11 protein-coding genes and 3 tRNA genes are annotated in these 15506 nt (G+C 46.7%); 11 read left to right on the plus strand and 3 right to left on the minus strand.

Annotation, left to right across the window (positions count from 1 at the left end):
- Positions 1-253 precede the first annotated feature (253 nt).
- Complete coding sequence (locus FTU55_RS13420) at positions 254-1222, minus strand: RluA family pseudouridine synthase (protein WP_005181964.1); 969 nt, start codon at positions 1220-1222, stop codon at positions 254-256.
- A 753-nt stretch (positions 1223-1975) separates the two neighbouring features.
- On the opposite strand from FTU55_RS13420, the gene FTU55_RS13425 reads away from it, so the two are divergent.
- From FTU55_RS13425 to FTU55_RS13445, 5 genes are all read left to right on the plus strand, one after another.
- Positions 1976-5374: an Rne/Rng family ribonuclease gene (locus FTU55_RS13425; protein WP_180047360.1), complete on the plus strand. Its 3399-nt coding sequence runs from the start codon at positions 1976-1978 to the stop codon at positions 5372-5374.
- A gap of 170 nt (positions 5375-5544) precedes the next feature.
- On the plus strand, positions 5545-7386 hold the full coding sequence (locus FTU55_RS13430) for a long-chain-acyl-CoA synthetase (RefSeq protein ID WP_168399975.1): 1842 nt from the start codon (positions 5545-5547) through the stop codon (positions 7384-7386).
- A gap of 130 nt (positions 7387-7516) precedes the next feature.
- Positions 7517-7592: transfer RNA gene (locus FTU55_RS13435), tRNA-Lys, on the plus strand.
- Positions 7593-7612: 20 nt separating this feature from the next.
- Positions 7613-7688: transfer RNA gene (locus FTU55_RS13440), tRNA-Lys, on the plus strand.
- Between the two features lie 74 nt (positions 7689-7762).
- Positions 7763-7838 (plus strand) — tRNA-Lys (locus FTU55_RS13445).
- 125 nt (positions 7839-7963) lie between these two features.
- Here the strand turns inward: FTU55_RS13445 and FTU55_RS13450 are convergent.
- Complete coding sequence (locus FTU55_RS13450; protein WP_228151213.1) at positions 7964-8560, minus strand: hypothetical protein; 597 nt, start codon at positions 8558-8560, stop codon at positions 7964-7966.
- A gap of 288 nt (positions 8561-8848) precedes the next feature.
- On the opposite strand from FTU55_RS13450, the gene FTU55_RS13455 reads away from it, so the two are divergent.
- A complete protein-coding gene (locus FTU55_RS13455; protein ID WP_005181954.1) occupies positions 8849-9115 on the plus strand; it encodes a PspC domain-containing protein in 267 nt (88 codons plus the stop codon).
- Positions 9116-9183: 68 nt separating this feature from the next.
- Here FTU55_RS13455 and FTU55_RS13460 read toward each other — a convergent pair whose 3' ends face one another.
- The gene (locus FTU55_RS13460; protein WP_005181952.1) at positions 9184-10314 is read right to left on the minus strand and encodes an HPP family protein; all 1131 of its coding nucleotides are present in this window, start codon (positions 10312-10314) and stop codon (positions 9184-9186) included.
- Between the two features lie 480 nt (positions 10315-10794).
- Between FTU55_RS13460 and glyQ the strand changes: the two genes are divergently transcribed.
- The 5 genes from glyQ (at position 10795) to FTU55_RS13485 (ending at position 15341) form a co-directional block, all read left to right on the plus strand.
- Positions 10795-11784 (plus strand): glycine--tRNA ligase subunit alpha, encoded by a 990-nt coding sequence (gene glyQ, locus FTU55_RS13465; RefSeq protein WP_127801778.1) that lies wholly within the window; start codon positions 10795-10797, stop codon positions 11782-11784.
- Complete coding sequence (glyS, locus tag FTU55_RS13470; protein ID WP_180047362.1) at positions 11784-13853, plus strand: glycine--tRNA ligase subunit beta; 2070 nt, start codon at positions 11784-11786, stop codon at positions 13851-13853. Before glyQ ends, glyS begins: the two co-directional genes overlap by 1 nt.
- 2 nt (positions 13854-13855) lie before the next feature.
- On the plus strand, positions 13856-14449 hold the full coding sequence (locus FTU55_RS13475; RefSeq protein ID WP_168396756.1) for a DUF6036 family nucleotidyltransferase: 594 nt from the start codon (positions 13856-13858) through the stop codon (positions 14447-14449).
- A gap of 4 nt (positions 14450-14453) precedes the next feature.
- Positions 14454-14843, plus strand: coding sequence for a hypothetical protein (locus tag FTU55_RS13480; RefSeq protein WP_005181943.1), 390 nt, complete (start codon positions 14454-14456; stop codon positions 14841-14843).
- 108 nt (positions 14844-14951) lie between these two features.
- Positions 14952-15341, plus strand: coding sequence for a hypothetical protein (locus FTU55_RS13485; RefSeq protein ID WP_005181941.1), 390 nt, complete (start codon positions 14952-14954; stop codon positions 15339-15341).
- Positions 15342-15506 lie beyond the last annotated feature (165 nt).

The following is a 15506-nucleotide window of genomic DNA, read 5'->3' on the forward strand; positions in this document are numbered from 1 at the left end:
AGGTGCTGCAATGCGCAAGCTTATACATCTGTGTTATGGCGTTTTAAAACATCAGACTGCCTATCAAAGAGATTATTTATTGGTCGAATAATCTCAAAACCTGATTGACTACCAAGACGGTATCTCAGGGAGAGGATTTTTCCGAAATTTAATCTCCCCCTTGCGGAACAATGTTCCTCATCTTTAATTTTAATAAAGAGGGAAATTTCCCACTTAAATAAAGCAAGACGAACGAGAATTAAAAAGCCAAAGATTATTCGTCATCTTCCCCAAGTGTTACTACCTTATCTGCCTTTTGCGCACGGAGCTGTGCGACCAGACTCTGCATATCTTCAGGCAACGGCGCTTCAATGGTCGGATAACCCGGAATTTCCAGACGCATGGCGTGTAAACACAAGCGACGTGGTTTAGGGCCACGATATTCGGTTTCATGACCGTATTTTTCATCGCCCACCAGCGGATGGCCAATACTCAGACCATGCACACGAATCTGATGGGTACGTCCAGACAGCGGCGATGCATAGACCAGTGTGGCATGCATAAAGCGCTCTTGCACATTCCACTGGGTTTTCGATTCTTTACCTTCTTTAGACACACGCACGCGACGTTCGCCATTGGCCAGCTCATAACGATGTAGAGGTGCATCAATCAGCTGTTTGTCCAGCGTCACCTGTCCTTTCACCACCGCAGCATAGGTTTTACGGATTTTGTGCTCACGCAGCATGTCCTGCAAGGTTTTTAATACGCTGCGTTTTTTCGAAATCATCACCAGACCCGAAGTATCGCGGTCAATGCGGTGAATCAGCTCCAGATATTTTTTCCCGGTGGCCGCGCGCAAGCCCTCAATCAAGCCATAGGCCACACCACTGCCCCCATGCACGGCAATGCCCGATGGCTTGTTCACCACCATCAGCCCTTCATCTTCATAGATGACCCGGTTCAGCAAGCCTTGAGCAACTTTATCTGACACCGGCGCCGGGGTATCATCTTTCTGTTCAAAACGGATTGGTGCAACCCGGATCTGATCGCCAATATTCAGCTTGGTTTCGGCTTTGACCCGTTTTTTATTGACCCGCACCTGACCTTCACGAATCAGACGGTAAATCCGGCTTTTGGGCACGCCTTTTAAACGGCTAAACAAAAAGTTGTCAATCCGTTGCCCCGCTTGATGCTCATCGACTTCAAACCAAGTGACACTTTGCCATTGTTGGGTAGAATTCATACAGTTACGACGACCTAAAAAAATACTAAAATTGATTAAAAACTGATCACTTAGGCTATGCTTTACACAAGAAACATAAGCTTAGCCCATAGGCAGATGATGCAAGGTTTGATATAGTCAGCGCACGGAAACCATCGTAAGTGGGTAAAAGTTGGGTCATTTCGGTTTTTACTGAAGTTGATTATTCAATCAAACACTCCACTAAACACGTAAAGGTCCCAAAAGAATTATGCCGACGCCGAAGGCTTATTATATCGGCAAAACTGCAAACTGTTGCGTTTAATTGTACTTAAGGTACATAAATCAGTTTGCCTGAAAAAATATGTCGCCAACCTCAAGTTGGTTTTTAAACGTAAACTGATACACATCAGACTAGTCGTTCCCTGATGTCGCATTCAGGCTACAGCGTTGATACATTGGATCTGCACAAATTGTAAAGATACGACGATAATTCCGTATCAAGACACTCGACTAAAAGAAGGGATGATCTTTGAGCAATGTGACAGTGAAAGTTACTCACATCCAATGTACCGCTCGTCCGCCAGTGAAACGACCAGGTGACTTTAATCGTTTAAAGATTGAAGCCGTATTGACATCATCAATACGTGAATCATCCACCGAAACCCGATTATCAGGCCGGTAGAGAAACGTTCAGACCGCTGTATTTGAGATCTGAACCATGATCCGTGATGTTTGATGCTCGCTACGTATAGAGCGATGTTTTGCTGTGTATCACTATAAGGTGTTACACCCATGAAACGTATGTTGATTAATGCAACACATGCTGAAGAAATTCGCGTTGCACTTGTCACTGGTCAGCGTCTTTACGATTTTGATTTAGAAAATCGTACCCGTGAACAAAAAAAATCAAATATCTATAAAGGTCATGTGACTCGCGTAGAGCCATCTTTAGAAGCTGTATTTGTTGAGTATGGTGCCGGTCGTCAAGGTTTCCTGTCGATGCGCGAAATTGCCAACTCTTACTACAAGGCCGATCCTCGTCAAACTTCAAATATTCGCGAACTGATTACTGAAGGCACCGAACTGCTGGTTCAGGTAGAAAAAGAAGAGCGCGGCAACAAAGGTGCTGCCCTGTCGACCTTTATTTCACTGGCGGGCCGTTACCTGGTCCTGATGCCAAACAACCCGAAAGGGGGTGGTATCAGCCGTCAGATTTCCGGTTCAGTGCGTGAAGAACTGAAAGAAATGCTGGCCTCTTTAAACGTGCCACGCGGTATGAGCGTGATTGTACGTACTGCCGGTATTGGTCGTTCTCAAGAAGAATTACAACTTGATTTACAGCATCTGCTAGATCTGTGGGCGCAAATTCAAAGCACCTCAAGTTCTGGTCCATCGCCAATGCTGGTGCATCAGGAAGCCGGTGTCGTCACGCGTGCCATTCGTGACTACCTGCGTGATGATGTGGCTGAAATCCTGATTGACTCAGAACAGGCCTATAACGAAGCTTATAACTTCGTAAAAGCGGTGATGCCACGTCAGCTCGACAAGTTAAAAACCTATACCCTAAATGAACCACTGTTCGCGCATTTCGGTATCGAAAGCCAGATTCAAACCGCCTATGAACGCGAAGTCAAACTGCCTTCAGGTGGTTCAATCGTGATTGACCAAACCGAAGCATTGGTGTCAATCGACATTAACTCGGCAAAATCAACTCGTGGTCAGGACGTTGAAGATACCGCACTAAACACCAACCTGGAAGCTGCTGAAGAAATTGCACGCCAGTTACGTTTACGTGACATCGGTGGTCTGGTAGTAATCGACTTTATCGACATGACCAAAGACCGTAACCAGCGTATGGTGGAAGCCAAGCTGCGTGAAGCAACGCAAAGCGACCGCGCGCGTATCCAGTTTGGTCAATTGTCACGCTTTGGTTTAATGGAGATGAGCCGTCAGCGCTTACGTCCATCTTTAGAAGAAGCGACCGGTTATGTTTGCCCACGTTGTCATGGTACCGGCATGGTACGTGACTTACGTTCTCTCTCACTGTCGATTATGCGTAAAGTGGAAGAGATTGCGCTACGTGAGCGTCATGGTGAAGTTCAGGTTGAAGTACCGGTTGAAATTGCAGCATTCTTATTGAATGAAAAGCGTCACAGCCTGGTTTACCTTGAACAAACCTCAAATGTACGTGTAACGGTATTGCCGCACCCGCATTTAGAAACCCCACATTACGAAATCTCTTACAATCCGGAAGGCTTTGCCCCAACCAGCTATGAACGCACAGCAGCCACCCGCTTAAGCGAACAGGAACTGGGTTATGAAGCCTCTGAATGGCATTTAGAAGAAGAACAGCACGCTCAGCATGCAGCTGCGCCTGCAGCACCGCAAAAGGAACAGAAGCGTCCAGCCAAAGCTCAAGCCGCTGCGCCTGCACAAGTGGCCCCTGCTGCCGCTGCACCAAGTGCTAGCCCATGTGCATGGTTAGAAAACCTGTTTGTGCAAAAACAGGCCAACACGGTTGATCAGTCACGTAGCGCCAACAATGCGGCTGCAGCGATTGAGCAAATGGTCAATAATGGCGCAGTTAGCCGTGGCCAGTTCGGTCAGATTGCAGCTGCGGCGCCTGTGGCTGCACCAGCAGCAACCAGCAATGCTTATCTTGCCCCATCAACTGTGGCCAAGCATGAGCGTGATCACGCTGAAAAACCGGCTGAACGTGAAGAAAAATCATCACGTCACAACAACAAAAAGCGCAGCAAGCACAAAGAGCCGCGCGAGCAAAACAGCCAGAATGACAACAGCCCAGCACAGCATCAGGTACACGAAGAAGTGGTGCAGCTGTCACGTCAGGAGCAACGTCAGGAAGCGCGTGAAAACAAACGCAACTCCCGCCGTCAGCACAACAACAATGAACAGACGCAAAACGAAGCGCAACAGCAAGATGCTGTGCCACGTCGTGACCGTCGTAACCAGCAACGTCCAGAGCGTCCAAATCGCCACCGCGATGCCAGCGTGCTGAATGACACGGCTGCACCGGCAGCAGCTACAGCAGCACCAGCCGCTGAAGCACAAGGCCTGAAAGTGGACCTGGTGGATGCACCACGTCAGGACGTGATGCCAACTGCTCTGGTGGTGAATGTTGATGCTGCACAAAGTGAAATTGTCGCGCTAAACCAGAACGCAGCCGCTGCACCTGCAGCAACTGCTGAACTTCCGGTTGCGACCAGCACTGAAGCAGTAGAAGAAGCACCAGTACCAAAAGAAGAAGTGGCACCTGCGGCAATTGTGGCTGAAGAGCACAAATCGCAACCGGTGAAACGCGCCAGCAACGATCCGCGTCAGCGTCGTCGCCAGCAACGTGAAGGTCGTGCGCAACAAAACCAGCCGCCAAAGCTGTCACCATCTCAGGTTCCAGCCTTGCAGCAGTACACGGTAGGCAGCCTGATCCGTCATGTGTATGGTGAAGATTGCTCGGTACTGATTGAGCAGTTTGGTTTAATCCCAACCTTTAACCGCGCCCTGCAAAAGTTCACTGAACAATATGCAGCCAGCCTGGTCGCTCAAGCACCTGCGGCAGAAAGCCAAAAGCAGCCTGTGACCCGTGATGTTGAAGTCAGCAAAGCTGAGCCAGAAGCAGAACCTGCTCCTGTGCTGGACCTGACTCCACCAGCGCCAGTCAAACGTGTGGCCAATGATCCGCGTGAGCGTCGTCGTTTAGCCAAACTTGCTGCCGAACAGGCGCTGGAACAGGCCAAACAGGCCCATGCCGACGAAGCAGAAAAAGCATCCGCTAACGATGCACCAGCAGAAACTGCGGCGGACGCTCAAGCAGCTGAAGCAACAGAAGCCACTGCTGCAAGCAGCACAGCAGCACCTGTAGAAGCGACTGCCGAGCCAGCAGCAACTGAAGCAGCACCAGCGGCTGAAACCACTGCGACTGAAACTGAAGTGGCGACTGAAGAAAGCGCTGCAGCCGAAGCACCGGCTAAAGAAACAGCGAAAGCTGAAGCAGCGCAACCAGTACAGGCTGAACTGCCAGTTGATGCAGCAGATGCCAGCGAAGCACCGGCAAATGCAGAAGCCGAAGCTCCAGAAGCCGCAGCAGACAAGGCCGAGAAAGAAAAACCGGCACGTCCGCGTCGTCCACGTGGCCGTCCACCAAAGAAAGCCAACACCTCAACTGAGTCATAATTTGCTTTTTTGCAGGTGAATAAAAAAATCCAGTCATTTCGGTGGCTGGATTTTTTTTGTTAATTTGTCAGATTAGGTTGATTACACTACAACGAAACGATTAAAACCTTAAAGTGCAATATTCATGCGCTAGAACTACAGATTGGATGTCGAGAATAAATAGGATTCATATGAGCCATACAACACAACATGATCTTATTGGTCTGGCCGATGTCGCCGCCAAAATTCCAAAGTTTATCGGCAAAGTCCCGAATCTTATTCAGGGTCTGAGTCAAGCCTATTTACGAACGCCATCCACCCCTGCCGGTCTGGGCATTGCCTTTGAAAAAGCGGTCAAACGTAATCCGCATGGTCTGGCTTTAATGTTTGAAGAGCAGCGCTTTAGCTACAAAGCCCTGAATGAATGGGCCAACCAGATTGCCCACTATTATCTGTCACAAGGCGCACGCAAAGGCGATGTGATTGCGGTAATGCTGGAAAACCGCCCGGAACTGATCGCGACTGTCATCGGTCTGGCCAAAATTGGCGTCACCATTGCACTGGTAAACACCTCACAGGTGGGTAAGGTGCTGACCCATAGCATCAATCTGGTCAAACCGGTCGCGCTAATTGTTGGCGAAGAATGCCGCGCTGCGGTAGATGAGATCCGTCAGGCGCTGGATTTACCGGCAGATCGTCTGGACTGGTTTGCCGATCAGGAAACCCAGCGCGATGCCGGCAAAGCTCCGAAAGGCTTTAATAATCTGGCCGAAAAGATCGACCATTTCCCGAAATTCAATCCGCCGACCACGCATTCCGTCCAGGGCAAAGATGGCCTGTTTTATATCTATACCTCGGGAACCACCGGCCTGCCGAAAGCCGTGGTGTTCACCCATAGCCGCTGGACCCTGGCTTACGGCACCTATGGCCATGTGCTAAATCTGAATCCAAAAGATGTCATGTATGTGACCCTGCCGCTGTATCACGCCACCGGTATTGTGGTGTGCTGGTGTGGGGTAATTGCCGGTAGTGCAACCCTGGCAATTCGACGTAAATATTCCACCTCCAGCTTCTGGAAAGATGTACAGAAATTTAATGCCTCCGCCATTGGTTATGTCGGCGAGCTGTGCCGCTACCTGATGGATGCACCGCCATCTGCGCTGGATCAGGACCATCGTGTTACCAAAATGATTGGGAACGGTATGCGCCCGAACATTTGGAACAAGTTTAAACAGCGCTTTGGGATTGAAGAAATTCTGGAGCTGTATGCCTCCAGTGAAGGCAATGTTGGCTTTAGCAACATCTTTAACTTTGACAATACCGTTGGCTTTTCTCCAACCCCCTATGCGATTGTGGCTTTCGATAAAGAAAAAAATGAACCGGTCCGGGATGCGCGCGGCTGGTGCCAGAAAGTCAAAAAAGGTGAAGTTGGTTTATTGATTGGCAAAATTACCCGCCGTTCGCCGTTTGATGGCTATACCGATCCGGAAAAAAACAAGGCGGTGATTTTAAAAGGTGTTTTCCAGCGTGGCGATCAATACTTTAATACCGGTGATCTGGTACGAAATATCGGCTTCCGTCATGCCCAGTTTGTTGACCGCCTCGGGGATACCTTCCGCTGGAAAGGCGAGAATGTCTCCACCACCGAAGTGGAAAATATACTCTGCGATTATGACAAAATTGCCGAAGCGGTGGTCTACGGCGTAGAAATTCCAGAAACCAATGGTCGGGCCGGAATGGCGGCCATTACCTTAAATGCCGATGCAACACTGGATGAACATGACCTACAGCAGATGGTGAGCCAGTTTAAACAGGCCCTGCCCGGCTATGCGGTTCCGGTATTTTTACGGATTCAGGCCCAGGTTGAAACCACCGGCACTTTTAAATATCAGAAAAACAAGCTCAAAGAACAGGCATTTAATCCGGCAGCTACCACGGATCGTTTGCTGGTGTTGCTGCCCGGTGCAGCGGCTTATACTGATCTAACCCCGGAAATTTTCGAGCAGATTCAAACCTATCAATACCGCTTCTAAGCCCAAAGTTGTCTATTTTTTGATTCCCTAGCATGGATTTGTTTCATTTATAATCAAACATAGACAACTTTTTTATTTTTTACTTGCGCTCAAACGAGATCTTGCTACAATACGCTCCATCAAATGATATGGGTCGTTAGCTCAGTTGGTAGAGCAGCGGACTTTTAATCCGTTGGTCCCGCGTTCGAGTCGCGGACGACCCACCACTCATTTGAAAGCCTAAGATGGGTCGTTAGCTCAGTTGGTAGAGCAGCGGACTTTTAATCCGTTGGTCCCGCGTTCGAGTCGCGGACGACCCACCATATTTCCTTAGGAACTCTGCAAAAACTCCAGTTCTTGCATCTTAAAAAATAAGCAGCTTATTTTTTATTCCTCAGGGTCGTTAGCTCAGTTGGTAGAGCAGCGGACTTTTAATCCGTTGGTCCCGCGTTCGAGTCGCGGACGACCCACCATTTATCTTCCAAAATAAATATCTTCGCTTCCCTACTCTGCATTGCACATTTATATGCTGGGCTGCATCGTATCTGCGCTACAACCTCAATATTAATGTGGATGATAGAACGCTCAATCTGCTTTTTTAATCGGCCGACTTCTCCAGATAATAAGCATGTGCCGGTAAAGGATTACGGGAAAAATACTGCTGATTTACCGTCGATACTGTGGCAATTTTTTCTAAATCCATGCGTAGATTCTGCGTGTCATCAATATCATAAAAAATTTCCACCCCATTACTGCGATGCACAATAATCTGGTGTGCGGTTTCATCATACATCCAGTAATCCAGATGATAATTCATTTGTGCACCGGCCATGACCCGGCCCAGATAGACAATGGAACGATGTGCGGTGCCATCGGGCAATAAAGTCAGAATAAAATCGGCTGTACCGGTCTCGCATTTGACATAGGCATCTTCACAGCTAATTTTTACCTGATACCGGCCGACATAGGCCAAGGCCGCTTCCGGCACCACGGCTTTATCGGCATCTTCTGCAGATGGAAATACCGGCTGGCCAGCCACTTCACTCAGGCGCTTACTTGGCACATCTTCTGTCACCTGCAGGTCTGCCACGGGTGTAAACGGCTGTGCCTCCTCTCCTTCTTGACTGTTAAACGTCGGGTCACAAGCGGCCAAAGACAGGCAACAGATTCCCCATAACCATTTCGAACAATGCACAGCCAATATGGTGTCTCCCGGGTATCAATAAAAATAGCCACCGTATGCCTTTGCATCAGATTGATGGGCACACAGCGAAGCTATTGAAATTACATGAATTTTCACCCAAATCTACAGTTTTTGTAGACCTGTTTCAAGATTTTAAAGCGCAATATTTATACCGTGTCATTTTATTTACATAAATTAACGATTTATAGCGCATTGACCCTTTAAAAACGGAAATAGGTCGCCATTTTTATTTTATGAGTTGTTGATTGACTCACCATTTTATTTTTTAAGGAGACCTCAATGGCCAATGTTGGTTTATACCGCTCTAACCGCTCAAACATGATTGCAGGTGTAATGGGTGGTATTGCTGAACGTTTTGGTTGGAATGCAAATTTACTCCGCATTATTTTTGTGTTGGTATCCATTATGAGTGCCGCCTTCCCGGGTATTCTGGTGTACTTGGTACTGTGGCTGGTGATGCCGAAAAAGAAAGCTGAAATTGAACACGTGAATGGCTATCGCAATCCGGTACGTACCATTCATGAAGATCAGAACAGTTACCGTTAATCTTCATTTTTCTTGCACAGTTTAAAGCTACGGTGGACCCCTATTACCGTAGCTTCTTTTTTCTGGCTTTAACTTTCCGTAGTTTTGCTGCGTAGCCAGATCAGACGCTGGTTCATGGCGGCAATCATATCGGCGCGGCTAATAATCCCGACCAGCTGCTGCTGTTCCACCACTGGAATATAGTTAAACGAACGTTCCACAAAATACGGGACCAGATCGGCAATACTCTGATGTGGTTTTACCGTCACCACCTTGCGGTTCATAATGTGTTTGACCTGATGCTGCCATGACATCCGCACATCGGTAGCATGTTTAAACCATTCCACCACTTCATACAGTGCCAATGTGCCGACCAGTTGCTGCTCGGCATTTACCACCGGCAAGCTCATTAAATTGACCTGCTTGAACTTGTCTAGCGCGAGCTGGATATCATCATCCTGCTGCAAGGTAATCACATCATGAGTCATGATATCTTCACAGCGCCATTCCTGCACGTTTTCATCCTGCATACGCGCATTGGCCTGATATTGCGCTTCCAGAATAATTTTCTGCAAGTCATATTCACTAATGTCCAGCAGCTCGGTCTGATGCTCCAGCACATGATGAATATCTTGCGGCTGAATGGTGACTTTCTGGGTCGGGGTCGGGTCTTGCGAGCGCAGATTCAGCTGGGCCTTGTGTGGATATTGCTTGCCAGTCAGTCGGTTAAACATCATTGCCACCAACAGCAATAACAGCGAATTTAACAGCACCGGATAAAAGATAAATAAATAGCCCAGTTCACTGACCGCCTCACCGCCCAATACTGCGGTAATCGCCACAGCACCACTCGGTGGATGCAGCGAATCGGTCGACATCATTAAAATAATAGATAAGGCCACCGCCACACTAAAGGCTTCGGTCAGATTAGGAATATACAGCGCACAAGTCACACCAATAATGCCGGCAATAGTATTGCCAATCACCATATTCCACGGCTGTGCCAGCGGACTGGCCGGCACCGCAAACAACAATACTGACGACGCACCCATCGGCGCGATATACCAGGCATTAATATCGCCCAGAATCCATAAGCTGATCAGCGAAGATAGACTCAAGCCCAGCAAAGCACCCAATCCGCACAACAGACGTTCTTTCAGCGGCAGTAATTTGAAATTGGGTTTTAAGATTTCTAACCATTCAGATTGCGGATGAAACACGGGAATCCTTTGTGATTTTGGCGACGGCCGCCATTATAAAATGAAGCAGCTTATAAGATGTATTCATTCTATATCTTATAATTATGAATTTTTCTGTTGAGATGTATATCAGTATAGGCACACTGAATCATCCTCTTTTTAGAAAAAATTGATAAGCCCTTCATTTTAAAAACATCGTTTTTGCGTATACACCGTTCAGCGCAGATGATTGCGCTGTATACACCAGATGAAACCAATCTTTGAGAAAAATGACTGAAATGACAATGCTGGGTTTTCCCCGAATCCTACAGATCAAAATCCGGTTTTTGTGGATAGACAGATCAACCGAATGTCGGTTTCTCTACTGATTTTTCATGGCGATTTTTCGGTTAGGCTTCGCTTTCTGATCAAAGCGCCAGCATTGTATGGATAACCTTTGCTACCTCCCGCCAAAATCCTTATAATTGAGCACAATTTTTCTCTAATTTTAAGTGGATGACCATGAGTCGCGCCATATCGCATATTGATACTTTCCAAGGCTTAATTCTTGCCTTACAAAATTACTGGGCGGAGCAAGGCTGCGTCGTGTTGCAGCCTTACGACATGGAAATGGGTGCAGGAACATTCCACACTGCAACTTTCCTACGTGCATTAGGGCCTGAAACCTGGAATGCCGCTTATGTGCAACCTTCACGTCGTCCAAAAGATGGCCGTTATGGTGAAAACCCGAACCGTTTGCAACACTACTACCAGTTCCAGGTGGTATTAAAGCCAAACCCGGACAACATCCAGCAGCTGTATCTGGATTCTTTAAAAGCCATCGGGATTGATCCTTTGGTTCACGACATCCGTTTTGTCGAAGATAACTGGGAATCACCAACACTCGGTGCTTGGGGCTTAGGTTGGGAAGTTTGGCTGAATGGTATGGAAGTCACGCAATTCACTTATTTCCAGCAAGTCGGTGGTGTTGAATGTTATCCGGTCACGGGTGAAATCACTTACGGTTTAGAACGTCTGGCGATGTACCTGCAAGGTGTAGACTCGGTTTACGATTTGGTTTGGACCAAAGGTCAGTTCGGTACGGTCACGTATGGCGATGTGTTCCATCAAAACGAAGTAGAACAATCGACCTATAACTTTGAATATGCGCCAGTCGACAAACTGTTTGAACTGTTCGACTTCTATGAAGCAGAAGCCTCTCGTTTGATGGAAGCGAAACTGCCACTTCCTGCCTATGAGCAAGTGGTGAAAGCATCACACAGCTTTAACCTGCTTGATGCGCGTGGTGCGATTTCTGTGACTGAGCGTCAGCGTTATATTTTACGTGTCCGTACACTGGCGCGTGCCATTGCACAAAGCTACGTGGCCGCACGTGCAGAGCTTGGTTTCCCAATGGCGGAACCACACTTACGTGATGAAGTTCTGGCACAGTTAAAAGCACAGGTTGAGGCGGAAGCCGCACAAGCAGAAAAATCAGCGGAGAACAAATAATGTCTAAACATACTGTTTTATTTGAACTTGGCTGTGAAGAACTCCCACCAAAAAGCCTGAAAAAATTACGTGATGCATTACAGGCAGAAACGGTTAAAGGCTTAAAAGATGCAGGTCTGGCTTTCGATTCAATCGAAGCCTATGCTGCACCACGTCGTTTAGCACTTAAAATTGTCAATGTTGATGGCGCGCAAGCCGACACACAAAAACGTTTTGACGGCCCTGCTGTGCAAGCGGCGTATGATGCGGAAGGCAAACCAACCAAAGCTTTAGAAGGCTTTATGCGTGGTCAAGGCATTACGGTTGATCAAGTATCGACTTTCCAAGCAGGTAAAGTTGAAAAAGTTTGCTACTTAAAAGATGTCAAAGGTCAAAGCCTAGACGTACTTTTACCGCAAATTTTACAAGCGGCTTTGGATAATCTTCCAATCGCAAAACGCATGCGTTCTGCAGCAAGCCGTACTGAATTCGTACGTCCTGTAAAATGGGTGGTATTGCTGAAAGACAACGACGTTGTTGATGCAACCATTCAAGATCATAAAGCAGGTAACGTGACTTACGGTCACCGTTTCCATGCCCCTGAAGCAATCACTTTAGCGCATGCAGATGAATATCTTGCCAAGTTAAAAGCTGCGCACGTTGTGGCATCTTTTGAAGAGCGTCAAGCAATCATCGACCAACAAGTGAAAGCATTGGCTGATGAAGTGAATGCCATTGCGATTGTACCAAGCGACCTTCGTGATGAAGTAACTGCTCTTGTTGAATGGCCTGTTGCGCTTCGTGCAAGCTTTGAAGAACGCTTCCTTGCAGTTCCTCAAGAAGCACTCATCACAACCATGCAGGACAACCAAAAGTACTTCTGCTTGGTGAACAGCGATAATAAACTTCAACCGTACTTCATTACTGTGTCAAACATTGAGTCGAAAGACCCATCACAGATCATTGAAGGTAACGAGAAAGTGGTTCGTCCACGTTTGTCGGATGCTGAATTCTTCTTCCTGCAAGACCAAAAACAACCGCTTGCTTCTCGTAAGGAGAAACTGGCGAATATGGTATTCCAGGCAGAACTCGGTACGCTTTGGAACAAATCTGAACGTATTGCCAAACTTGCTGTTGCGCTTGCGCCAATTACAGGTGCAAATGCGGCTGATGCTGAAAAAGCGGCACTTCTTGCGAAATGCGACTTAACCTCTGAACTTGTGGGTGAATTCCCAGAACTTCAAGGCATCGCGGGTACTTACTACGCACGTCTTGAAGGCGAAAATGATGAAGTGGCTGAAGCACTTGGCGAGCAGTACTTGCCTAAATTCGCTGGTGATGTTTTACCGAAAACCAAAACTGGGACAACCATTGCGCTTGCAGACCGCTTAGATACGCTCACCGGTATTTTCGGTATTGGTCAAGCGCCTACAGGTTCGAAAGACCCGTTTGCCCTGCGTCGTTCTGCAATTGGTATTTTACGTCTAGTGACTGAAAACGAGCTTGATGTATCAATTGAAGACTTGATCAAACTTGCTTTAGCTGCGTATGGCGATGTACTCAAAGATCACGATAAGACTTTAAACGATGCGGTTGCATTCCTTGAAGGTCGTTACCGTGCCAAATACGAAGACCAAGGTGTGGCTGTTGATGTGATTCAAGCCGTTCAAGCGTTGTCGCCAAAATCACCGCTTGATTTTGACAAACGTGTCAATGCAGTAAATCACTTCCGTGCACTGCCTGAAGCGGCTGCACTTGCTGCTGCGAATAAGCGTGTTGCCAATATTCTTGCTAAAGAAGCGGCACATGAAGGCGCTGTGCTTGAAGCAAATCTGGTTGAAGATGCTGAAAAGGCATTGTTCGCTGAACTTGCGAAAATCACACCAGTGGTTGAGCCACTGTTTGCTTCTAAAGATTACACTGCTGCGCTCTCTGCACTTGCTGCACTTCGTGCGCCTGTTGATGCATTCTTTAACGGTGTCATGGTGATGGCGGATGATGCTGACCTGAAAGCAAACCGTTTACGTCTGCTTGCTCAGCTGCGTGACTTGTTTACCAAAGTGGCGGATATTTCGGTGCTTCAACACTAAAGATGAGTATTTATAACGACTCACCTATCACCCTTGCAATCCTCAAGCTCTTTCAAGAGCTTGAGGATTGGATTTCAATGAATCATCAATATCTTCCTCATGGTGCCGTTAAGGCATTTATTTTTGGTGGCTGTGCGTTTCACATCCACACCAATGTTCGAGGTAGTAATGATATTGATGCTGAAATCCAATCGATCAGCCAATTAAAAAAAGAAGATATTTTCTTATTTCTAGAAAATAATGATATTGAATATCTGGATCATAATAATCTTGAAACAAATTTAGAATTTGACAGTGGATTTAATACCAGCCTTGCCTCCATCGATCCTGATTACAGGGAACGAGTTATCCCCTTAACCGCTGAAAGTATCGTAGAGGTCTATCTCGTATCTGGCGTAGATTTGGCTGTTTCTAAATTGGCACGCTTGTCTGACAGAGACATCGAAGATATTCAAGCATTATATGCAAGAAACAAGTTTTCGCTTGAGCAGTTCAAAGAAATAGCAAATAATGCTAAAGACTATTACGTTACACCTGAGCAATTAGATTCTAATATTCAATATATGATTTCGCTTCTTTCAGACCTGGGAGATTGACACAATGAATCAGCTGGAATTTGAGCATGCTTTAAAAGCACTATTAAAGCAGCCATTGAATTCTGCAACATTCGAGCAGGTTAAACCCGTTGCTGAAGCATTATTATATTCAGAACTACTACCTGCTGTGAGTTCCAGTTTAAACCCCTTAGAAAAGCGCCGACTGTTTTTTCTATTAGAAAAATTCCGCAGATACTCATGCTCAAGTGTTTCTAGACGCCAACAACTTAAAGCGCTCTCCCAAGCCTTGAATGTCGTTCCATTGCCGAGCACTCATGATACAAGAAGATTAGTTGACCCTCTGGCAAAACGTGTAGGCCTCAATGAAGATTTAAATCATTTAAAACCTCAATTACTGACCTTACAAACACGCCACTACTCACTTTACAGTTAATTCTCTCCTCCTTCTCTTAAGTACCACTATTCTATAGGTCATACCTATAGGCTTTTCCTTCCATATTCCCTATACTCAAACTGAAAACACTCAACAAGAAAGAAGCTTATGAAACTTAAAACTTTAATTTTATCTGGTCTAACTTGCCTTTCTCTGGGTGCATGTACCTCTGCGCCAGTCATTCCACAACTACAAGCGGGGGTATTACAAGAAGTCCAAAATCTTGAGGTCTATCCAGACACCACGCATAACTCGGCCAAACTGACCAAGTTTATTGATAAATGCGTGATTGAATTTAGAGGGCAGCTCAAAGCCGGCCGCTCAATTGAACAATGGGCATTTAAAGGCAACACCCTCATTTCAGCCGGTTCAGCTACCTTTGCCCAAGATGGCACCAGCACCGCCCATAATTTTGACCTGCATGATGCCACGGTACAGAAAAACTTCCTGACCCTGCGCGATCATTTCCATAAAGATGCACTGGCGCAATGTAACTAAAAATTCAAGCATCATGCCTGCAAAAGGTATGGTGCTTTTCACTGCTGTCCCATAGTTTGCTTTAAATAAAAAAACCTGAGTCCTAACAGTTAAAATATGAGTGTAAACAAACACTTTAACGACCAGGATTCAGGTTTTGTCACATCAGAATACCGTATTTCATGA

This window comes from Acinetobacter sp. YH12117 (genome assembly GCF_013418865.1).
GTDB lineage: Bacteria > Pseudomonadota > Gammaproteobacteria > Pseudomonadales > Moraxellaceae > Acinetobacter > Acinetobacter indicus.

Excerpts from the sequence above, each read along its gene's own strand:
- FTU55_RS13420 (WP_005181964.1), bottom strand. The coding sequence starts at position 1,222 with ATGAATTCTACCCAACAATGGCAAAGTGTCACTTGGTTTGAAGTCGAT.
- FTU55_RS13425 (WP_180047360.1), top strand. The coding sequence starts at position 1,976 with ATGAAACGTATGTTGATTAATGCAACACATGCTGAAGAAATTCGCGTT.
- FTU55_RS13430 (WP_168399975.1), top strand. The coding sequence starts at position 5,545 with ATGAGCCATACAACACAACATGATCTTATTGGTCTGGCCGATGTCGCC.
- FTU55_RS13455 (WP_005181954.1), top strand. The coding sequence starts at position 8,849 with ATGGCCAATGTTGGTTTATACCGCTCTAACCGCTCAAACATGATTGCA.
- glyQ (WP_127801778.1), top strand. The coding sequence starts at position 10,795 with ATGAGTCGCGCCATATCGCATATTGATACTTTCCAAGGCTTAATTCTT.
- glyS (WP_180047362.1), top strand. The coding sequence starts at position 11,784 with ATGTCTAAACATACTGTTTTATTTGAACTTGGCTGTGAAGAACTCCCA.
- FTU55_RS13475 (WP_168396756.1), top strand. The coding sequence starts at position 13,856 with ATGAGTATTTATAACGACTCACCTATCACCCTTGCAATCCTCAAGCTC.
- FTU55_RS13480 (WP_005181943.1), top strand. The coding sequence starts at position 14,454 with ATGAATCAGCTGGAATTTGAGCATGCTTTAAAAGCACTATTAAAGCAG.
- FTU55_RS13485 (WP_005181941.1), top strand. The coding sequence starts at position 14,952 with ATGAAACTTAAAACTTTAATTTTATCTGGTCTAACTTGCCTTTCTCTG.